Genomic DNA, 17,991 nt, shown 5'->3' on the forward strand with positions numbered 1-17,991 from the left:
GAGGTCCCATCATGCAACTCCGTACCCTGTCCGCCGCCGCTCTCGCCGTCGTATGCCTCGCGCTCGGCGGTTGTCGCGAACACAACGAGCCGGTCAAGCCGATTACCGATCTGTCCACGGGCGCGACCGTTACCGCACAGACGCGCTGAGTCCGGCGCATGCGGCTTGTCGCCATGCCGGCCCCGGCAGGTTACACTGCGGCCTGTCCATTTTCGTCGCAAGGTGTCCTGCCCATGTCGTTTGCTTCCCTCGGCCTGATCGAGCCGATCGTCCGCACCCTGGACGCCCTCGCCTACCACACGCCCACCGCCGTCCAGGAACAGGCGATTCCCGCCATCCTCGCTGGCAATGACGTCATGGCCGCGGCCCAGACCGGCACCGGCAAGACCGCCGGTTTCACGCTGCCGATCCTGCAGCGTCTGGTGATGGGCGGCAAGGTCGGCAACAATGCGGCGCGCGCGCTCATCCTGGTGCCCACCCGCGAACTGGCCGAGCAGGTGCACGAAAGTGTGCGCACCTACGCCGAAGGCTTGCCGCTGCGCTCGATGGTTGCCTATGGCGGCGTGAGCATCAACCCGCAGATGATGACGCTGCGTAAGGGTGTCGACGTGCTGGTGGCCACGCCCGGGCGCCTGCTCGACCTGCACCGGCAGAACGCCGTGCACTTCAATGAAGTCAGGACGCTGGTGCTCGACGAAGCCGACCGCATGCTCGATCTGGGCTTCGCGCGCGAGCTCGACGCCATCCTCAAACTGCTGCCGAAAAAGCGCCAGACGCTGCTGTTCTCGGCAACCTTCTCGGACCCGATCCGCGCGCTGTCGAACCAGATGCTGCGCGAACCGGTGCGCATCGAGGCGTCGCCGCGCAACACGACGGTGGCCGCGATTCGCCAATGGGTCATCCCGGTCGACAAGAAGCGCAAGGCCGAGCTGTTCGTGCACCTGCTGAAACAACACGACTGGACGCAGGTGCTGGCCTTCGCCCGCACGCGCAAGGGCGTCGATGAACTGGTCGCGCTGCTCGAGTCGAAGGGCATCGCGGTCGATTCGATCCACGGCGACAAGCCGCAGCCGGCGCGCCTGCGCGCTCTCGACCGTTTCAAGGCCGGCGACGTGCGCGTGCTGATCGCCACCGACGTCGCCGCGCGCGGCATCGACATCGACGACCTGCCGGCCGTGATCAATGTCGATCTTCCGATCGTGGCCGAGGATTACGTGCACCGCACCGGCCGCACCGGCCGCAAGGGCGCCAGCGGCGAGGCGGTGTCGCTCGTGTGCGCCGACGAGGTCGAGCAGCTGGCGGCGATCGAAGTGCTCACGCGCCAGACACTCCAACGGGTTGAAGAGCCGGGCTACGCGCCCGAGCACCGGGTGCCGCTGACGGATGCAAAAGGCCAGATCGTCAAGAAGCCGAAAAAGCCCAAGAAGCCCAAGGGCAATGCGCCGGTGGTGAGCGAGGACGTGCGCTTCAGGCGTTAAGCACCCGTGTGTGCCGGGCTCAGGCCGCGCCGGCGCTCCAGGCCGCGTTCGAGCAGTGCGCCGACCGTGTACAGCAGCACGAACACCGGCACCACGAACATGGCATACGCATCGGGCCATGCCAGGAACTCGAGCGCGCGGCCCAGGCCCAGCGCCTGCACCACGGCCAGCTGGCCGGCAATCGGCAACTGCAGGAAGATCAGCTGCGCCGCATTGTCTCCGCCGGCAAGCGAGACGATGCCAACGCAGGCGACGATGAAGATGGCGTACGGGGCGCATAACAACAAACCGAGTCGGGACATCGAAGAATCAGGGTGGGGCCCTGTTGGCAAAATGACAGAACGGATCGTCACGACGTGACAGGACAGCAAGCACCGCCAAGATACCACTGCAACAACCTGCAAAAATCCTCCGAATGTCACCATGCGGACCAAACCCGCCGCAAAATCCTAACGTAATGCGAGGCGCATTTTTCGGGTGCCGTCCTCGCGGTCGATCGTCACCTCGAAGCCCAGCTTTTTCACCATCGCGACGATGCGCGAATTCTGCGGCAGCGCCTCGCCCACGATCTCGGCGGTGCCGCGTGCGCGGCAGTAGCCGATCAGCTTTTCCATCATGATGCGCCCCAACCCCACCCCTTTCAGGTCCGAGCGCACGGTGACGGCGAATTCGGCGCTCGTGTTGTCGGGATCGGCCACGACACGGGCGACGGCCAGTGTCTCGGCCACCCCGGCGGCGTTCTTGCGGGTGGCGATGAAGGCCATCTCGCGGTCGTAGTCGATCTGCGTGAAGCGCGCCAGCTGCGACGGCTGCAGCTCGCGGATGCGCACGAACATCCGGTAACGCACGTCGTCGGGCGTGAGCGCATCGAAAAACGCCAGGTGGGCCGGGCCGTCCTCGGGGCGGATCGGGCGCAGCAGCAGCGGCGCGCCCTGCCACTCGATCGTCTCTTCGAGTTCGCGCGGATAGGGCCGGATCGCCAGCCGGTCGAGCGTGCTGCCCGAGCGGTCGGCCAGCGCCAGCCGCATGCGCGCGTCGAGCACGATCGCGCCGCGGCTGTCGACCACCAGCGGGTTGATGTCCAGCTCGACGATCTCGGGAATGTCGGAGATCAGGCGCGAGACCTGGATCAGCACCGCCAGCACCGCATCGAGATTGGCGGCCGGCCGGTTGCGGTAGCCGGCCAGCAAACGCGCCACGCGCGTGCGGTCGACCAGGTCGCGCGCCAGCACCAGGTTCAGGGGCGGCAGGCCAACCGAATAATCGTGGAGCACCTCGACCGCCACGCCGCCCTGGCCAAACACCAGCACCGGCCCGAACACCGGGTCGAGCGCAGCCCCGACGATCAGTTCATGGCCGTGCGTGCGGCGGCACATGGCCTGCACCGAGAAGCCGTCGAAGCGCGCCTGCGGGAACAGCTCGCCCAGCCGCAGGCGCATGCGCAATGCAGCCGCGCGCACGGCCTCCTCGGAATCGAGGTCGAGCGTGACGCCCCCGACATCCGATTTGTGCATCACGTCGGGCGTGAGGATCTTGACGGCGACCGGGAAGCCGATGGCGCGCGCGGCGGCGACAGCCGCATCGACATCGTCGGCGGCGCGGGTCTCGACCAGCGCCAGGCCATAGGCGCGCAGGATCGCCTTGGTTTCGGGATCGGACAGCAGCAGGCGCTTGGCGGCGATCGCCTCGCGCACCAGCGCGCGTGCGGCGCTGCGGTCGGGCGCCACATTGCCCACCATCGACGGCGGCACTTCCATCAAGAGGTTCTGGTTGCGCCGGTAGTTCACCAGTTGCAGGAAGCCGTTGACGCCGTCTTCGGGCGTGCGGAAGGTGGGCATGCGCGCCTCGGCGGCAATGGCGCGCGCGGCCACGACCGAGGCGCCGCCCAGCCAGCACGACAGGATCGGGCGCGAGGCGGCGCGCGCCAGCGGCGCAATCGCATTGGCCACGTCGCGGCTGTCGACGGTCGCCGTGGGCGAATGCACGACCAGCACGGCGTCGACCTGCGGATCGGCCAGCAGCACCTCGAGCGCGGCGCTGTAACGCTCGGCCGGCGCTCCGCCCAGCAGATTGACGGGATTCGCGCGGACCGAGCCACCACTCCAGCCAGCCGGCAGCACGGCGTCGAGCCGCACGATCGATTCGGGCGACAGCGACGCCGCCGTACCGCCGCCATAGCGCAGTGCGTCGCGCGCCAGCACACCCGGGCCGACGCCATTACTGACGATGGCCAGGCGCTCGCCGTGCAGCACGCGCGCGTAGGCCAGCGTCTCGACCGCCGCGAACAGCTGCTCGGTGGTGTACACGCGCAGCATGCCGGCGCGCCGGATCGCTGCGTCGAATACATCGTCTTCAGTCGCCAGCGCCCCGCTTTCGCTGGCGGCCGGTCGCGCGCCCTCGGTGTCGCTGCGCGACTTGAGCACGATCACCGGCTTGCTGCGCGCGGCGGCGCGGGCAGCCGACATGAATTTGCGTGCGTAGCGCAGCTGGTCGACATACAGCAGGACTGCACCGGCGTGGCCATCGCTGGCCAGGTAATCGAGCACGTCGCCCAGATCGACGTCGCCCGACTCGCCCAGCGAGATGAAATGCGAGAAGCCGATGCCGCGCGTGCGCGCCCAATCGAGCACGCCCGTCATCAGCGAGCCCGACTGCGAGACAAAGGCGATCCGCCCCGGCAGCGCGCCGCTGTGGGCCACGCTGGCGTTCAGGCCCAGGCCCGGCACCAGCAGACCCGCGCTGTTCGGGCCGAGAAGGCGCAGCAGGAACGGGTGCGCCGCGTCGAGCGCGGCCTGGCGCAGACTGCGGCCGCGCGCATCGCGCCCGCGCGCCATGCCGCTGCTGAGCACGACAGCCGCGCGCGTGCCGCGCTCGCCCAACTGGCGCACGAGCTGCGGCACGGTGGCGGCCGGGGTGCAGATGACGGCCAGCTCGGGCGCCTCGGGCAAGTCGGCCACACTGGCGTAGCACGGCAGGTCGCCCAGTTGCGTGTACTTTGGATTGACGGCAAACAGTTTGCCCTTGAAGCCGCCGCCCTGCAGATTGGCCAGCAGCGTGGCGCCCATGCTGCCCGCGCGCCCGGACGCGCCGATCAGCGCCACCGACGACGGTGCGAACAAGTGCTGCAGGTTACGGACGCTCATGCGGGCGTCACCGGAAAAGCGGGCCGGATGGCCGGGCGGTGCGGGTGGCGGGCAGTTGGCGGCATGGGTGAGACCTTCGCGTCGATGGCAGTTCAGGAAACGCAAGCATAACGCCACGGCGCACGGCGGCGCGCACTGGATTGCGCCGGGTGCTTACCGCAACGCGAACACGTGATCGACGCGCAGCGCAGGCAGCGCGCGCAGCTCGGCCGAACAGGCCAGCAGCTCGCGCATCAAGCCATCGGTCAGGTCTTGCGTGTGGTGCGCCACGACGACCGCATCGAACGCGACGTCGGCCATGCAGGCGCGCATGGCTTGCGCTTCGGGCAAGTCGCGCAGCGCGATGGCGGCCAGTCTCTCGTCCGCCCCCAGCGGCAACACCGCGTAGAAACGCAGCCGGAATTGGCGATCGAGCAGCATGCTGCCGTTCATGAAGCGGTCGACGCCGACGTCGAACAGGACGTGTGCAATGACTTCGGCCGCCCGGCCCGCGACTTCTTCCCGGTTTTTCCTGCGCCGCAGAGCGAGCAGACGCTCGATCAACACCATGCTCACCCTTGTCATTGAATTAACCCCGCATGCTATCAGTCACTTAATCGTCTAGCAAGGTTTCCGCCGCCATCATGACATGGGTGTTGCGCCGATGCCATGCTAAAATCGCCGCGTGAACCATACCTTCCATGTCTGCCTGCGCCGCGCACTCGTGTGGCTGATGCTGCTGGCGATTCCCTTCCAGGGCGTCGTTGCGGCAGGCATGGTTGCGTGCGCGCATGCGTCGGCCCAGTACGGCGCGGCCATGACCATGCCCGCGATGGACCACGGCGCCGTCCAGACCGGGCACTGCCACGATGCGAACCCCTCGGCCAACGATCCGGCACCGCTTGACAATGACCACGGCCAGGATCAAGAGCGCTGCAGCGCCTGCGCTGCCTGCTGCATCGGCGCCGCCATGGCGGGCGCACCGACGCTGCCCGCCGCCCCGCCGACCTTTTCGATACGGCTGATCGATGCCGCCACCGGCCGCCTCGAAGCGGTCGACCTGGCGCTGCCCGAACGACCTCCCCGCTTGCCTCTCGCCTGATCCTGCAAGCCGCCGCGCCAGATTGCGCGGCATCGATGCATTTCACCGAACGAGGAATCATGTTGACCCCGACTCAACGACAACGCCCGCTGCTGGCCTGCGTGCTGGCCTGCCTGCTGGCGGGCGCTTGCGCATTGACGCCCGCCACCGCGCAGACGACCGACCGAGCCAAACCCACGGATCCGGACGCCGCCGTCCCCGAAACACCTTACCAGCCGGCGCACGTGCCACGCGCGCCGAGCGTACCCACGACCACGCCGGACCGCACCTGGCAGGAAAACAACCGCACCGTGGCGGGCCAGGCCGGCCATGGCGCCCATGCGCAGCACGGCACGCCCGCAGCCACGCCGGCTCCCGATCCGCATGCGCATCATCATGACCACCATGCGCCGCCCGCGAAGAAGGAGCACCATTGATGACCAGCCCAATCTCCTGGCAAGCCTCGCTGGCGCTCGGGTTCTGCGCGCTGCTGGCCGGCTGCGCCAGCGTGGCGCCCGAGCGCGCCTTCCAGGCCGGCGCCAATGCGGCGCAGGCGCGCACCGGCGTCGAGGCCCGCCTGCTGCGCAGCGACGCCGACCGCCAGGCCCTGCAGACCGGGATCGACACGCTGCTGCAAGCGCCGCTGACGCAAGACGCCGCCGTGCGCATCGCCGCGCTGAACCACCCCGGCCTGCAGGCGACCTATTGGGAAGCCGGCATCGCCCAGGCCGACGTGGCCCAGGCCGCGCGCCTGCGCAATCCGGGCTTCGGCTTTTCGCGCATGGATGGCGGCGGCAACCGGGAAACCGAGCGCTCGGTGTCGCTCGACCTGGCCGGCCTGTTGACCATGCCACTGCGCCAGCGCATGGCCGCGCGGCGCCTCGATGAAACGACGCTGCGCGTGGCCGCCGCGATCGAACGCCATGTGACCGACACGCGCCGCGCCTGGATCGAGGCCGTCGCCGCGCGCCAGGCCCTGGCCTACGCGCGCCAGGTGGCGGACGCCGCCGATGCGTCGAGTTTACTGATGGAACGCATGACCCAGGCCGGCAACGCCAGCGCGCTGGACCTGGCGCGCGAGTCGGCCTTCCACGCCGAAGCCGGCGCCGGCGTGCTGCGCGCCGCCCGCCTGGCCCACGCTGCGCGCGAACGCCTGACGCGCCAGCTCGGCCTGTGGGGTACGCAGGCCGGCTACACCCTGCCAGAACGCTTGCCCGACCTGCCGGCGGCGCCGCGCGAACTGGTTGGCATCGAACGCACCGCGCTAAGCCAGCGCCTGGACGTGCAGGCCGCGCGCGCCGCTGCCGCCGGCACCGCCGCCGACCTGGGCCTCACGCGCACCACGCGCTTCATCAATGTGCTGGATCTCGGCTACGCCAGCAAGAGCGAGACGGGCGAACCGCGCAGCGAGGGCTACGAGATCGGCCTGGAGCTGCCACTGTTCGACTGGGGTGGCGCCCGCGTCGCGCGCGCCGAAGCGCTGTACATGCAGTCGCTCGGCCAGGTCGGGGCGATTGCGATCAACGCCCGCAGCGAAGCGCGCGCCGGCTATCTCGGCTACCGCGCCAGTTACGACGTGGCCCGCCACTACCGCGACCACGTGATCCCGCTGCGCAAGCAGATCTCGGACGAGACGCTGCTGCGCTACAACGGCATGCTGGCCAGCCCGTTCGAACTGCTGGCCGACGCCCGCGAACAAGCGGCGGCCGTCCACGCCACCATCGAAGCCCTGAAGGATTTCTGGCTGGCCCAGGTCGACCTGGAAGCCGCCATCGGCACGCGCCTGCCGGCGCAGGCTGCCACTGACAAGAAGGACACACCAGAATGACCAACCGCAGATCGTTCCTCACCGGCGCCGGCGCCACCGTACTGGGCGCCTCGCTGGTGAGCCGCGCCGGCGCGGCGTCGCTGCCGGAAGCGCCGACCCACACCTCGAGCGCCACCGCCGCCCCGCTGGCCCCGCCGAATGGCCGCCCGTACAACCCCGTCGTCACGCTCAACGGCTGGACCCTGCCCTGGCGCATGAAGGACGGCGTCAAGGAATTCCACCTGGTGGCCGAACCGGTCGTGCGCGAATTCGCGCCCGGCATGCATGCCAACCTGTGGGGCTACAACGGCCAGAGCCCGGGCCCGACCATCGAAGTGGTCGAGGGCGACCGGGTGCGCGTGTTCGTTACCAACAAGCTGCCCGAACACACCAGCGTGCACTGGCACGGCCAGTTGCTGCCGTGCGGGATGGATGGCGTCACGGGCCTGACCCAGCCCGGGATCCAGCCCGGCAAGACGTTCGTGTATGAATTCGTGGCGCGCCACGCGGGCACGTTCATGTACCACCCGCACGCCGACGAAATGCAGCAGATGGCGATGGGGATGATGGGCTTCTGGGTCACGCACCCGAAGAACCCGCGCCAGCACGCCGTCGACCGCGACTACGTGATGCTATTGTCGTCCTACGACATCGAGCCGGGCAGCTACACGCCGCGCACCAACACGATGCTCGACTTTAACCTGTGGACCATCAACAGCCGCGTGTTCCCGGGCCTGGACCCGATGGTCGCGCGCCTCGGCGACAAGGTGCGTATCCGCGTGGGCAACCTGACCATGACGAACCACCCGATCCACCTGCACGGGCACCGCTTCGAGGTGGCCGGCACCGATGGCGGCTGGGTGCCCAGGTCGGCGCGCTGGCCCGAGGTGACGACCGACGTCGCCGTGGGCCAGATGCGCGCCATCGAATTCGTGGCCGACGCGCCCGGCGACTGGGCCTTCCATTGCCACAAATCGCACCACACGATGAACGCGATGGGCCACGACGTGCCCACGCTCATTGGCGTGGACCATCGCGGCGTGGCCGAGAAGATCAACCAGCTGGTGCCGGGCTATATGGTCATGGGTGACAAGGGCGGCTCGATGGGCGACATGAAGATGGCGCTGCCGGCCAACACGCTGCCGATGATGAGCGGCGACGGGCCGTTCGGCAATCTGGAGATGGGCGGCATGTTCACCGTGCTCAAGGTGCGCGAAGGGTTGAGGCGCGGCGACTACGCCGATCCGGGCTGGTACCGCCATCCGGCCGGCACCGTGGCGCGCGAATGGACGGGAGAAATGCCGGCGGCGCCGCGGGCGCCGGACGCCCAACCGGCGCCCAGTGAACAGGCGATGGACGCGCGCAAGCCGGGTCCGAAGGAATCGACAGGGCACGAGCACCACTAGTGCCCTGAATCGGAGATTCGTTGAATAAATGCGGCGAGCGTCGCCCTGATACTGCGTCGCAAATGCGCGCAAGGCCCCGGCCTTGCTGTGCTTTGCTTCTTGTTTCAGGCCGACTTCGCCACATTTATTATTCAACGAACTTCCAATTCAGGACACTAACCGCGCGCGGGCGCCGCGGACACCGCGGACACGTTGCGCAGCAGCGCGATGAGCTGCTGCGGCGCGACCGGCTTCGTGAAGTGCTCATCGAAGCCGGCTGCCAGCGATGCGGCGCGGTCTTCCTTGCGGCCGCGCCCCGTCACGGCCACCAGATACGGACGCGGTGTTTCCTGCGCCAGGATCGCCGCCAGCTCCAGGCCGTCCATATGCGGCATGCCCAGGTCGAGCACCGCGATCTGGGCATGCCGTTCGCGGTACAGGCGCAGGGCCTGCGCGCCGTCGTGGGCCACCGTGACGGTCGCGCCTTCGGTGCGCAGCAGCCAGGCCAGCGAGTCGGCGGCATCGACGTTGTCGTCGGCGATCAGGATGTGCTTTCCGAGCGCGGCAGCTTCAGGCACGGGCAGGACGTCGCCCGGCATCGCTTGTCCCCCTTCGCACAAGGGCAGGCGCACGAGGAAGGTCGCACCGCGCCCCGGCCCGTCGCTGTCGGCGCAGATGCTGCCGCCATGCAGGTCGACGAAGCCCTTGGCCAGCGACAGCCCGATTCCCAGGCCGCCCTGGGCCAGGTGCTTCGCGCTGCCGACCTGCACGAACGGGTCGAACACGCGCTCGAGCATGTCGGCCGCCAGCCCCACCCCGCTATCGGATACCCAGGCGACGGCCTGGCCTTCGTCGCGCCGCAAGCCCACTTCGAGCCCGCCACCGGGCGGCGTGTACTTCGCCGCATTCGTGATCAGGTTGGCGAACACCTGCGTCAGGCGCAGCGGATCGGCGTCGACCCAGAGCCGATCATCGGCCACGCGCAGCGCCACCTGGTGGGCGCCGGCCTCGATCAGCGGCATGCTCGTTTGCAGCGTCTCGCGCAGCAGCCGCCCCAATTCCACGCGCACGCGCCGCAGTTCGATCTTGCCGCGGCTGATGCGCGAGACGTCCAGCAAATCATCGAGCAGGCGCGCCATCTGGTCGGTCTGGCGCGCCACCATGGCCGCGATCCATTCGATCCGCTCGGGCGCGAGCGTCTTGCTGCGCAGGAGCGAGGCCGCGTTGGCAATGGGCGCGAGCGGGTTGCGCAATTCGTGCGCCAGCGTGGCGATGTAGACGTCCTTGCGCCCGTCTGCTTCGCGCAGGCTGTGCATCGCCGCTTCGCGCTCTGACACGTCCAGCACCAGCGAGAACACGGTCTGGATCTCGCCCGCCTCGTCGACCAGCACCGAGTTGTACCACTCGCAGCACAGCGCACGCCCGTCGCGGGTGCGATTACGGTTGCTCGACTTGGCGTAGCGCGTACTCGAGTCGATCAGGCGCGCGATCATCGCCTGCACCTGGTCGATGTCGCCCTCGTGGATCAGGCCCAGGCGGTCAATCTGTTGGCCGATCGCGTCGGCGGCGGGCCAGCCGAACAATTCTTCGGCGCGGCGGTTCCACAGCGTGACGACCAGGTCACGGTTCCATTCGATCACGGCCAGCGGCGTGTTCTCGATCAGGTAACGGGTCTGGTCCAGGGCCCGGGCCAGCGCCGCATTGGCCTCGGTACGCTCGGTGATGTCGTCGATGACGATCACGGCCGCCGCCAGTTCGGCGGCGCCGTCGCGCAGGGGCGCGCCGCTGACCGAATATACGCGGCGCGCGCCGCCCTCCACGCTCTCGATCATGGCGTCGTGGAACGCCCGGCCGCCGATGGCGCGCGCGACCGGCTCGCGGATCAGGCCCAGCATGCCGCTCACGCCGTCGGCGGCGAAATGGCGCGCCATCTGCATGGCCTGGTCGTTGGCCATCACGCAGCGCCCGGTGGCGTCGACGATCAGCACGCCGTCGGGCAGCTGGCGCAGCACGGTGCCGAGCAGGCTTTGCCACTGGGCGCGGGCGCGCGTCTCGACCATTTCCTGGAACGTGGCGTGCAGGCGCGCGTGCAGCGCGATATTGTCGATCGCCAGTGCGCCCAGCACGAACAGCGACGCGGCCAGCCCGTACAGGCGCCCGGCATAAAAGCCCAGGTCGAACAGGCCGCCGTTGAACACGCACGACAGGCCCACCTCGAACACCCAGGCCGCCATCGCCACGGTCAGCCAGACATCGAGCACGGTGCGCGGGCGCTTGCGCACGGTTGCGTACAGCACGTAGAGCGACAGCGCCAGCACCGCGGCCGCGATGGCGTGGTACAGCGGCAGCGTGCGGTTGCCGTCCAGCAGCATCGGCAGGTAGGGTGCACCGGTCGTGCCCACCAGCACCAGCAGCGACACGAACAGCGCTGTGAGCAGCGCGCCAATGCGCATGAAGTGCGGCGGCAAGGTCGATGCCGCCAGGCGCCCGCTCGCGGCGCGTGTGTAACCGAGCACGAACAGCGGATACAGCGCGTGCCAGGCGGCGTGCAGCCAGGGCGCGGTCTGGCGGTTACCGCCCAGCACGCCCTCGTCGCCGAACAGGCCGGGGAACGTGAGCATGTGGGCGCCGGCGATCAAGGCAGTAAACAGGTAGCCGAGCGCCAGGATGCCCAGGGCCGGCGAGCGCCGCGTGTGGACGTGGCCAAGCAGCAACACGCCAGTGACAAAATTGGTGGCGATCAGTGTTGACAGGTAGATCGGCATGAACTCCGGCGCATGCGGCAGCGCCAGGCCCGCCGCCGGCACCAGCAGCGCGAACAGCAGCGCCAGCACGGCAAGTACCAGCACAATCCGGCGCAACTGGGCGCTGCTGGGCGGGTGCTTGACCAGGTCGGTCGGTTCTGCGAACACACCATCTCTCATGAGAATTCCGTTGACAGGATCGGTCGAAACGCGCGGCTCGGCGTATTTACCTTCCTACAAAATATAGCTCAACTGAAGAACAAGTAGGTGTATTTTTGACCACGAATCGTCCGGCAAACGATGCAGTAACACCTTGCGTGCGCGGCTTACGCGCCGGCGGTGACGGGGTACCCGGCCCCATCGATCGCCGCCACGATCGGCGCCAGGGCAGCGGCGCTGTCGATGCGCACTTTCGCGCTGGCCAGGTCGATGGTCACGCCGGCGGCCGGATCGACCGTATGGACGGCGGCGGTCACGCGGCCGACGCAGTGCTTGCAGGTCATGTCGGCAACAGTCAGTTCATACATGGGCATTTCTCCTTGAGGTTGGGGCTGAGGTTGAGGTTGATCCAGCGACGCCCCGGTGGTCGGGGTGGCGCGTGGCGCCGCCCGCCAGCGTCGCAGCAGCAGCGCATTGGCCACCACGCTGACTGAGCTGAGCGCCATTGCAGCGCCGGCCAGCACCGGATTGAGCAAGCCGAACGCAGCCAGCGGCACGCCGATCAGGTTATACACGAAGGCCCAGCCCAGGTTCTGGCGAATCTTGCGCCAGGTGCGCTGCGCCACGTCGAGCGCGTCGGCCACCAGCATCGGGTCGCCGCGCATCAAGGTGATGCCGGCGCTGTGCATCGCCACATCGGTACCGGTCGCCATCGCCATGCCGACATCGGCCGCGGCCAGCGCCGGCGCGTCGTTGATGCCGTCGCCGATCATGGCCACCGTGCGGCCAGCCCCGCGCAGCGTCGCGATCACCTGCGCCTTGTCGGCCGGGAGCACCTCAAAGTGCACGCGCGTGATGCCCAGCGCCTGCGCCACGGCGTGCGCGGCGCCGGCGCTGTCGCCGGTGAGCAGCACCGGTTCGATGCCGCGCGCTACCAGCCGCGCGACGGCGTCCTGCGCCCCCGGCTTGATCCGGTCGCCGAAGGCGAGCAGCCCGAGCACGCTGACGTGATCGCCGCGCCGCTCGGCCAGCCAGGACACGGTGCGCCCGGCCGCTGCATGCCCTTCTGCGCCAAGGGGCGGCACGCCCAGTTCTTCCATCAGGCGCCGGTTGCCGAGCAGGATCGTCGCGCCGTCCACTTCGGCTTGCACACCCCGCCCCGGCAGCGCGCGCGCATTGGCCGCAGCGGGCGCCGCGATACCGCGTCGCGCCGCTTCCTCCAGCACGGCGCGCGCCAGCGGATGCGCGCTGGCTTGCTGCACGGCGGCGGCCAGCGTCAGCAAGCGGGTGATGTCCGGACCGTCGAGCGCCACCAGTTGCGGGCGGCCCTCGGTGAGCGTGCCGGTCTTGTCGAACACGACGACGTCGACCGCGTGTGCGGTTTCCAGCGCCTCGGCGTCCTTGATCAGGATGCCGTGGCGCGCGGCCACGCCGGTGCCGACCATGATCGCCGTCGGCGTGGCCAGGCCCAGCGCGCACGGACAGGCGATGACCATCACCGCCACCGCATTGAGCAGGGCGTTTTGCCAGTCGCCGGTGGTGACACCCCAGCCCAGCAGCGTGACCAGGGAAATAGCCAGCACGACCGGCACGAATACCGCGCTGACGCGATCGACCAGGCGCTGGATCGGCGCCTTGGCAGCCTGAGCGTCCTCGACCATGCGGATGATGTGAGCGAGCATCGTCGCGCTGCCAACGGCCGTGGCGCGCACCAGCAGCAAGCCATCGGCGTTGACGGCCCCGCCGACGACCGTGTCGGCCGGCCCTTTCGCCAGCGGCAGGCTCTCGCCGGTCAGGAGCGATTCGTCCACGTGGCTGACACCCTCGAGCACCACGCCGTCGGCCGGCACCCGCTCGCCCGGCTTGACGACCATGATGTCGGCCACACGCAGCGCCGCGAGCGGCACGCGCACGTCGTTGCCGTCACGGCGCACGACGGCATCGGGCGGCTGCAAGCCTTCGAGTGCGCCGAGTGCGGCCACCGTCTGGCGCCGCGCCCGGCCTTCCAGCCATTTGCCCAGCAACACCAGCGTGATCACGACCGCCGACGATTCGAAATACAGGTGGGATGCGTGCCCGCTTGGTGTGAGCAGCAGGTAGAGCGACAGTCCGTAGGCGGCGCTCGTGCCGATGGCAACGAGCAAGTCCATATTGCCGGCCCCGGCGCGCAGCGCACCCCAGCCGGCGCGGTAAAAACGCGCGCCGAGCCAGAACTGCACGGGTGTGGCAAGCAGCCACTGCAGCCAGCCCGGCAGCATGGCGTCAACGCCGAACGGCGCGAGCAGCATCGGCAAAACAAGCGGGATACTCAGGAGCGCGGCGATGACCACCGGCCACGGGGCGGGCGAGGTGGCCTTGACGACAGCGGCAGGCGCATCGGGTGTTTCGAGCCGGGCCGTGTAACCGGCAGCGCCCACCGCGGCCACCAGCGCAGTTGCCGGCGCGGTGCCGTCGATGCGGGCTTTTTCGGTGGCCAGGTTGACGCTGGCGCCGGTCACGCCCGGCACGCTGGCAAGTGCTTTTTCGACGCGCGCCACGCACGAGGCGCAGGTCATGCCGTCGATCAGCAGCGTGACCGATGGCTTGGCGAGGTGATTGTTATTGTGATCCATCCGACAAGGATAAACCTTCCTGCGACAGGAAGGTCAACACACTGCGACGGACGGATCCAGGACAGACCTGGTTCAGCTGCCGAAGTTGAACAGCACGCCGACCGCCAGTTCGACCCAGATCGCGGCGAACACCAGCGCCAGTGCGCCGACGACCGCGACGCGCTGCCACACGGCCAGGCGGGCCACACGACGCCCGGTGCGCAGGCACGTCCAGCCGGCCCCGGCCAGCAGCACCGCCGCCACCGCGAAATCGAACCCGGTCCACTGCACGCCCTGGGCGAACTGCATCGCCACCAGGGGAACCAGCAAAATCATCGCCGTCGCCAGCGCGACGCGCACTGCATCGATGCCCATTGACGCGCGCATCGCGCTGTTGTTCGCGAGGACGTCCCCGCCGCCTGCCGTGTTCATGCTGTTCTCCTGGTATATGGCCGCCAATCGTGCCGGTAACACAGTGTAGCGCTATTGTCGTGTCGGCAAAAGCGGCAAATGCCGTAATGCGTGTCACAATGTAGAAATACTTCGTTACAAGGTTTCGCGCCAGACTTTATATACTTCCACCTAGTTTCATTAGAGTATTAATCATGCGACCTCTGCTGTTTATTCTGCTTCTCTCCGTCGCCATCGCCGCAGCCGCCGCAAACGCGCAAGTACCCCTGCGTGGGTCCATGCCCGGCCCATCCGGCACAACCGCGCAGTCGCCGGTCCTCACCGCGCTGCGCGACGCCGAGCAGCGCCGCGCCGAGGCAATCGCCACCCGCGACGTCGACGCGCTGCGCAACGTCATCGCGACCGATTACTATCACGTCGAAACCAATGGCCGTGTGCGTACCCGCAGCGAATTCCTGCAACTGCTGGCGCGCGACGAATTCGAGTTTCGCTCGTACGCCATCGCGAGCATGGAGATCCAGCTGCTTGACAGTGGCCGCTCCGCCGTGATCCGCGGTCGCTTCCAGGCCGACCTGCAGCAGAATGGCCGCACACGCGAATTTCGCGGCCGCTATGTGCGCGTCTGGCAGCTGCAAGCCGACGGCTGGCGTAACACGATGATGCAGAGTACCGAGATCAAGCCGGCGCGCTGACGGCGCGGTTTGGCCCCTGGCCGCTTGTCAAGACGACGCGACCGCTCTATCATGCGAATGATTATCATTTGCCGTCTCTTTTCACTCTGCCACGCAGCCGCTGCGCGCCCATGACCTCTTCTACCCTGACCTACCGCCACGTTGCCTCGCGCACCCTGGTCGCCCTCCTCGGCGGCTACGCCTTCACCTGGGGGATCATCGCCCTCGGCATCGCGCTGATGTACAGCGCCGGCATGGCGTTCCACGACGCCGAACACCTGTCCTACATCATCGGCCTGCTGGTGTTCCTCGTCGCTTTTCTGGTCGCGTTCGCCGCGCAGGGCTTGCGCCGCGTGGCGCTCGTGCTCGTTGGCGGCGGCGCGGCCATGACGGCGGCGGCCTGGTGGGTGCAGAGCCTGATCATCGGCGCGGGGGCTTGATCATGTTTCCCAATTTTCGCCATTCGATGGCCTGGTTGCACACCTGGTTCGGCCTGGCGCTGGGCTTCGTGCTGATGGTCGTATTCTTCTTTGGTTCGCTGTCGGTGTTCGACCGCGAAATCGACCGCTGGGCCATTCCCGACACCCGCTTCGAGCCGCAGCCAATGCCGTCGTTCGACAAGATGCTGCGTCCGGTGTTCGAGACCATGCAGCCGGACGCCGCCGCGCGCGCCGCCACTGCGCCGCTGGTCGACGGGCCGCTGCCAGAACGCTTCGACACGCCGCGCAGCTGGGGCGCCTATACGACCCATCGCGATCCAGTGCTGCTGCTGTTTGCCGGCTATGAAGTGCCGGGCGCGAAAGACCATGAAACGGCGATCTACGCCAACCGCACGGTCGATCCGCGCACGGGCGAAGCGCTGCCGACCGACCGCCTCAAGCTCGGCAGCGAGTTCTTTTACCCGCTGCACTACAGCTTGAGCCTCGACTGGAAGAACGTCGGCTACTGGATCGTGGGCTTCTCGGCCCTGATGATGCTGATGGCCCTGGTCACCGGCGTGATCATGCACCGCAAGATCTTCCGCGAACTGTTCACGTTCCGCCCGAAAAAAACCACCCAGCGCAGCATGCTCGACATGCACAACCTGACCGGCGTCGTCGCGTTGCCGTTCCACTTTTTCTTCGCGTTCACCGGGCTCGTGATCTTCGCGTACATCTATTTCCCGGTCACGCACACGCAGCTGACGCCGCTGCATGACCGTCATGAGCAGATCGAGGCCAGGGAAACCGGCTTGCCGCACGACCGCGCGGGCGTCGCGGCGCCGATGGCGTCGGTCGACGCGATGGTGGCCGAAGCCCAGCGCCGCTGGGCCGCCAAGGGCATGGGCGGCGCCGTCGGCTACCTGAACGTGCAGCACGTGGGCGACGCCAATGGCTACGTCAGCGTGTACCGTGCTGGTACCGATCGCGTCCAGCTCACCGGCGAAGGCATCCACTTCAAGCTGTCCACCGGCGAATTGCTGCGTGAAGACCCGCCGCCGACGCTCGTGGCACGCATCAATGAATTCCTCACCGGCCTGCACCTGCAGCACTTCAAGCACTGGCTGCTGCGCTGGCTGTACGTGCTGGGCGGCCTGTCGGGTTGCGCCTGCATCGCCACCGGCCTGTTCTTCTTCGTCGAGAAGCGCAAGCGGCATCACGCGAAACAGGGCGTGAGCGGCGCCCGCGTGGTCGATGCGCTGGCCGTCACGGTCGTCACCGGCATGCTGGTGGCCACGCTGTCGCTGCTGATTGCCAACCGCCTGCTGCCTGACGTCATGCCGGCCGGCTGGCCGCTGCGCGGCGCAATGGAAAAATACTGCTTCTGGGGTGCGTGGGTGCTGGCCGCCGTGCACGGCTGGTGGCGCACGGCATCGGTGGCCGAGGGCCGCCTGGCGCCGGCCTGGCGCGAGCAGTGCCTGGCCATCGCCGTGCTCGCCGTGGTGGCGCCGGTACTCAACTGGATCACCACCGGCGACCATCTGCTGCGCACGATCGGCAACGGCTACTGGCCGGTGGCCGGCGCCGACCTGTTCATGCTGGCGAGCGCCGCGCTGGCCTTCATGGCGGCGCGCAAGCTGCAGGCGCGCGCTGCGCGGCCCGTAACGGCCGGTAACGTCAAGCTGGAGGCCAAGCATGCTTGACGCCGCATTGTTGTTCGGCGCCCTGCTCGCCTGCGTGGCCGGGATGGGCTGGTTGGCGCTGTCGATGGACGTGCACTGGGCCCAGGTGCGGGGCAACGCGCCCCAGTCGCCAGCCCTCGTCATGGCGCTGCGCCTGGCCGGTGCGGCGGCGCTGATGTTCTCCCTCGTGCTGTGCCTGACGGTCGATTCGCCGTCGATCGCCGTGCTGGTCTGGTTCATGGCGCTGGCCGGCGCGACGCTGGCGATTGCCTTCACGCTCACCTGGCGCGCCAGTCTATTGCAGATGCTGGTATTCTGGACAAGTCAGGGCGCGCGCTGAAGTCTCTTCAGTGCGTGCGCCGGGTCGCACTCTGCCCGCCCGTTGACCCGCACATGCACAACGCCGGGCCGTGACCAACACGGCCCTGGTGCCACGCTTCA

General features: G+C 68.4%; 16 protein-coding genes. 10 read left to right on the forward strand and 6 right to left on the reverse strand.

Translation table 11 applies throughout. From position 1 onward, the window contains the following. Positions 1-11 precede the first annotated feature (11 nt). The gene (locus AB2N08_RS14315; RefSeq protein ID WP_367611326.1) at positions 12-149 is read left to right on the forward strand and encodes a hypothetical protein; all 138 of its coding nucleotides are present in this window, start codon (positions 12-14) and stop codon (positions 147-149) included. 84 nt (positions 150-233) lie between these two features. Next, on the forward strand, positions 234-1,478 hold the full coding sequence (locus tag AB2N08_RS14320) for a DEAD/DEAH box helicase (RefSeq protein ID WP_367611327.1): 1,245 nt from the start codon (positions 234-236) through the stop codon (positions 1,476-1,478). Here AB2N08_RS14320 and AB2N08_RS14325 read toward each other — a convergent pair. From AB2N08_RS14325 to AB2N08_RS14335, 3 genes are all read right to left on the reverse strand, one after another. Next, positions 1,475-1,780: a hypothetical protein gene (locus tag AB2N08_RS14325; RefSeq protein WP_367611328.1), complete on the reverse strand. Its 306-nt coding sequence runs from the start codon at positions 1,778-1,780 to the stop codon at positions 1,475-1,477. The genes AB2N08_RS14320 and AB2N08_RS14325 overlap by 4 nt on opposite strands. A 147-nt stretch (positions 1,781-1,927) precedes the next feature. After that, a complete protein-coding gene (locus tag AB2N08_RS14330; RefSeq protein ID WP_367611329.1) occupies positions 1,928-4,621 on the reverse strand; it encodes a bifunctional acetate--CoA ligase family protein/GNAT family N-acetyltransferase in 2,694 nt (897 codons plus the stop codon). Between the two features lie 153 nt (positions 4,622-4,774). Beyond that, the gene (locus tag AB2N08_RS14335) at positions 4,775-5,185 is read right to left on the reverse strand and encodes a hypothetical protein (protein ID WP_367611330.1); all 411 of its coding nucleotides are present in this window, start codon (positions 5,183-5,185) and stop codon (positions 4,775-4,777) included. Between the two features lie 100 nt (positions 5,186-5,285). Between AB2N08_RS14335 and AB2N08_RS14340 the strand changes: the two genes are divergently transcribed. From AB2N08_RS14340 to AB2N08_RS14355, 4 genes are read left to right on the forward strand one after another with little or no spacing between them, the layout of a single operon-like run. Further along, positions 5,286-5,702, forward strand: a complete 417-nt coding sequence (locus AB2N08_RS14340; protein WP_367611331.1) for a hypothetical protein — start codon at positions 5,286-5,288, stop codon at positions 5,700-5,702. 59 nt (positions 5,703-5,761) lie between these two features. Continuing rightward, positions 5,762-6,118 carry a hypothetical protein gene (locus AB2N08_RS14345; protein ID WP_367611332.1) on the forward strand — a complete coding sequence of 119 codons (357 nt, stop codon included), beginning with the start codon at positions 5,762-5,764 and terminating at the stop codon, positions 6,116-6,118. Beyond that, complete coding sequence (locus AB2N08_RS14350; RefSeq protein WP_367611333.1) at positions 6,118-7,509, forward strand: TolC family protein; 1,392 nt, start codon at positions 6,118-6,120, stop codon at positions 7,507-7,509. The genes AB2N08_RS14345 and AB2N08_RS14350 overlap by 1 nt, the downstream gene beginning before the upstream one ends. Continuing rightward, entirely contained in the window at positions 7,506-8,894 is a 1,389-nt protein-coding gene (locus tag AB2N08_RS14355; RefSeq protein WP_367611334.1) for a multicopper oxidase domain-containing protein, read from the forward strand. The genes AB2N08_RS14350 and AB2N08_RS14355 overlap by 4 nt, the downstream gene beginning before the upstream one ends. Before the next feature lie 155 nt (positions 8,895-9,049). Here the strand turns inward: AB2N08_RS14355 and AB2N08_RS14360 are convergent, their stop codons facing one another. The 3 genes from AB2N08_RS14360 to AB2N08_RS14370 all read right to left on the reverse strand — a co-directional run bounded on the left by AB2N08_RS14360 (position 9,050) and on the right by AB2N08_RS14370 (position 14,799). Next, positions 9,050-11,797, reverse strand: coding sequence for an ATP-binding protein (locus AB2N08_RS14360; RefSeq protein ID WP_367611335.1), 2,748 nt, complete (start codon positions 11,795-11,797; stop codon positions 9,050-9,052). 146 nt (positions 11,798-11,943) lie between these two features. Next, positions 11,944-14,388 carry a heavy metal translocating P-type ATPase gene (locus AB2N08_RS14365; RefSeq protein ID WP_367611336.1) on the reverse strand — a complete coding sequence of 815 codons (2,445 nt, stop codon included), beginning with the start codon at positions 14,386-14,388 and terminating at the stop codon, positions 11,944-11,946. Between the two features lie 72 nt (positions 14,389-14,460). Then, on the reverse strand, positions 14,461-14,799 hold the full coding sequence (locus tag AB2N08_RS14370) for a hypothetical protein (protein WP_367611338.1): 339 nt from the start codon (positions 14,797-14,799) through the stop codon (positions 14,461-14,463). 257 nt (positions 14,800-15,056) lie between these two features. Here AB2N08_RS14370 and AB2N08_RS14375 point away from each other — a divergent pair, with 257 nt between their 5' ends. The 4 genes from AB2N08_RS14375 (at position 15,057) to AB2N08_RS14390 (ending at position 17,890) form a co-directional block, all read left to right on the forward strand. Then, positions 15,057-15,470 (forward strand): nuclear transport factor 2 family protein, encoded by a 414-nt coding sequence (locus AB2N08_RS14375; protein WP_367611339.1) that lies wholly within the window; start codon positions 15,057-15,059, stop codon positions 15,468-15,470. A gap of 110 nt (positions 15,471-15,580) precedes the next feature. Further along, positions 15,581-15,889: an iron uptake protein gene (locus AB2N08_RS14380; RefSeq protein WP_367611340.1), complete on the forward strand. Its 309-nt coding sequence runs from the start codon at positions 15,581-15,583 to the stop codon at positions 15,887-15,889. A gap of 2 nt (positions 15,890-15,891) precedes the next feature. Continuing rightward, positions 15,892-17,571 carry a PepSY-associated TM helix domain-containing protein gene (locus AB2N08_RS14385; protein ID WP_367611341.1) on the forward strand — a complete coding sequence of 560 codons (1,680 nt, stop codon included), beginning with the start codon at positions 15,892-15,894 and terminating at the stop codon, positions 17,569-17,571. Next, positions 17,564-17,890: a DUF3325 domain-containing protein gene (locus tag AB2N08_RS14390; RefSeq protein ID WP_367611342.1), complete on the forward strand. Its 327-nt coding sequence runs from the start codon at positions 17,564-17,566 to the stop codon at positions 17,888-17,890. The genes AB2N08_RS14385 and AB2N08_RS14390 overlap by 8 nt, the downstream gene beginning before the upstream one ends. The last annotated feature ends 101 nt before the right edge of the window (positions 17,891-17,991 follow it).

It is taken from the genome of Massilia aurea (assembly GCF_040790145.1).
Lineage (GTDB): Bacteria > Pseudomonadota > Gammaproteobacteria > Burkholderiales > Burkholderiaceae_D > Telluria > Telluria aurea_C.

Excerpts from the sequence above, each read along its gene's own strand:
- AB2N08_RS14320 (WP_367611327.1), top strand. The coding sequence starts at position 234 with ATGTCGTTTGCTTCCCTCGGCCTGATCGAGCCGATCGTCCGCACCCTG.
- AB2N08_RS14335 (WP_367611330.1), bottom strand. The coding sequence starts at position 5,185 with ATGACAAGGGTGAGCATGGTGTTGATCGAGCGTCTGCTCGCTCTGCGG.
- AB2N08_RS14385 (WP_367611341.1), top strand. The coding sequence starts at position 15,892 with ATGTTTCCCAATTTTCGCCATTCGATGGCCTGGTTGCACACCTGGTTC.
- AB2N08_RS14380 (WP_367611340.1), top strand. The coding sequence starts at position 15,581 with ATGACCTCTTCTACCCTGACCTACCGCCACGTTGCCTCGCGCACCCTG.
- AB2N08_RS14375 (WP_367611339.1), top strand. The coding sequence starts at position 15,057 with ATGCCCGGCCCATCCGGCACAACCGCGCAGTCGCCGGTCCTCACCGCG.
- AB2N08_RS14365 (WP_367611336.1), bottom strand. The coding sequence starts at position 14,388 with ATGGATCACAATAACAATCACCTCGCCAAGCCATCGGTCACGCTGCTG.
- AB2N08_RS14345 (WP_367611332.1), top strand. The coding sequence starts at position 5,762 with ATGTTGACCCCGACTCAACGACAACGCCCGCTGCTGGCCTGCGTGCTG.
- AB2N08_RS14325 (WP_367611328.1), bottom strand. The coding sequence starts at position 1,780 with ATGTCCCGACTCGGTTTGTTGTTATGCGCCCCGTACGCCATCTTCATC.
- AB2N08_RS14350 (WP_367611333.1), top strand. The coding sequence starts at position 6,118 with ATGACCAGCCCAATCTCCTGGCAAGCCTCGCTGGCGCTCGGGTTCTGC.
- AB2N08_RS14370 (WP_367611338.1), bottom strand. The coding sequence starts at position 14,799 with ATGAACACGGCAGGCGGCGGGGACGTCCTCGCGAACAACAGCGCGATG.
- AB2N08_RS14360 (WP_367611335.1), bottom strand. The coding sequence starts at position 11,797 with ATGAGAGATGGTGTGTTCGCAGAACCGACCGACCTGGTCAAGCACCCG.
- AB2N08_RS14315 (WP_367611326.1), top strand. The coding sequence starts at position 12 with ATGCAACTCCGTACCCTGTCCGCCGCCGCTCTCGCCGTCGTATGCCTC.
- AB2N08_RS14330 (WP_367611329.1), bottom strand. The coding sequence starts at position 4,621 with ATGAGCGTCCGTAACCTGCAGCACTTGTTCGCACCGTCGTCGGTGGCG.
- AB2N08_RS14390 (WP_367611342.1), top strand. The coding sequence starts at position 17,564 with ATGCTTGACGCCGCATTGTTGTTCGGCGCCCTGCTCGCCTGCGTGGCC.
- AB2N08_RS14355 (WP_367611334.1), top strand. The coding sequence starts at position 7,506 with ATGACCAACCGCAGATCGTTCCTCACCGGCGCCGGCGCCACCGTACTG.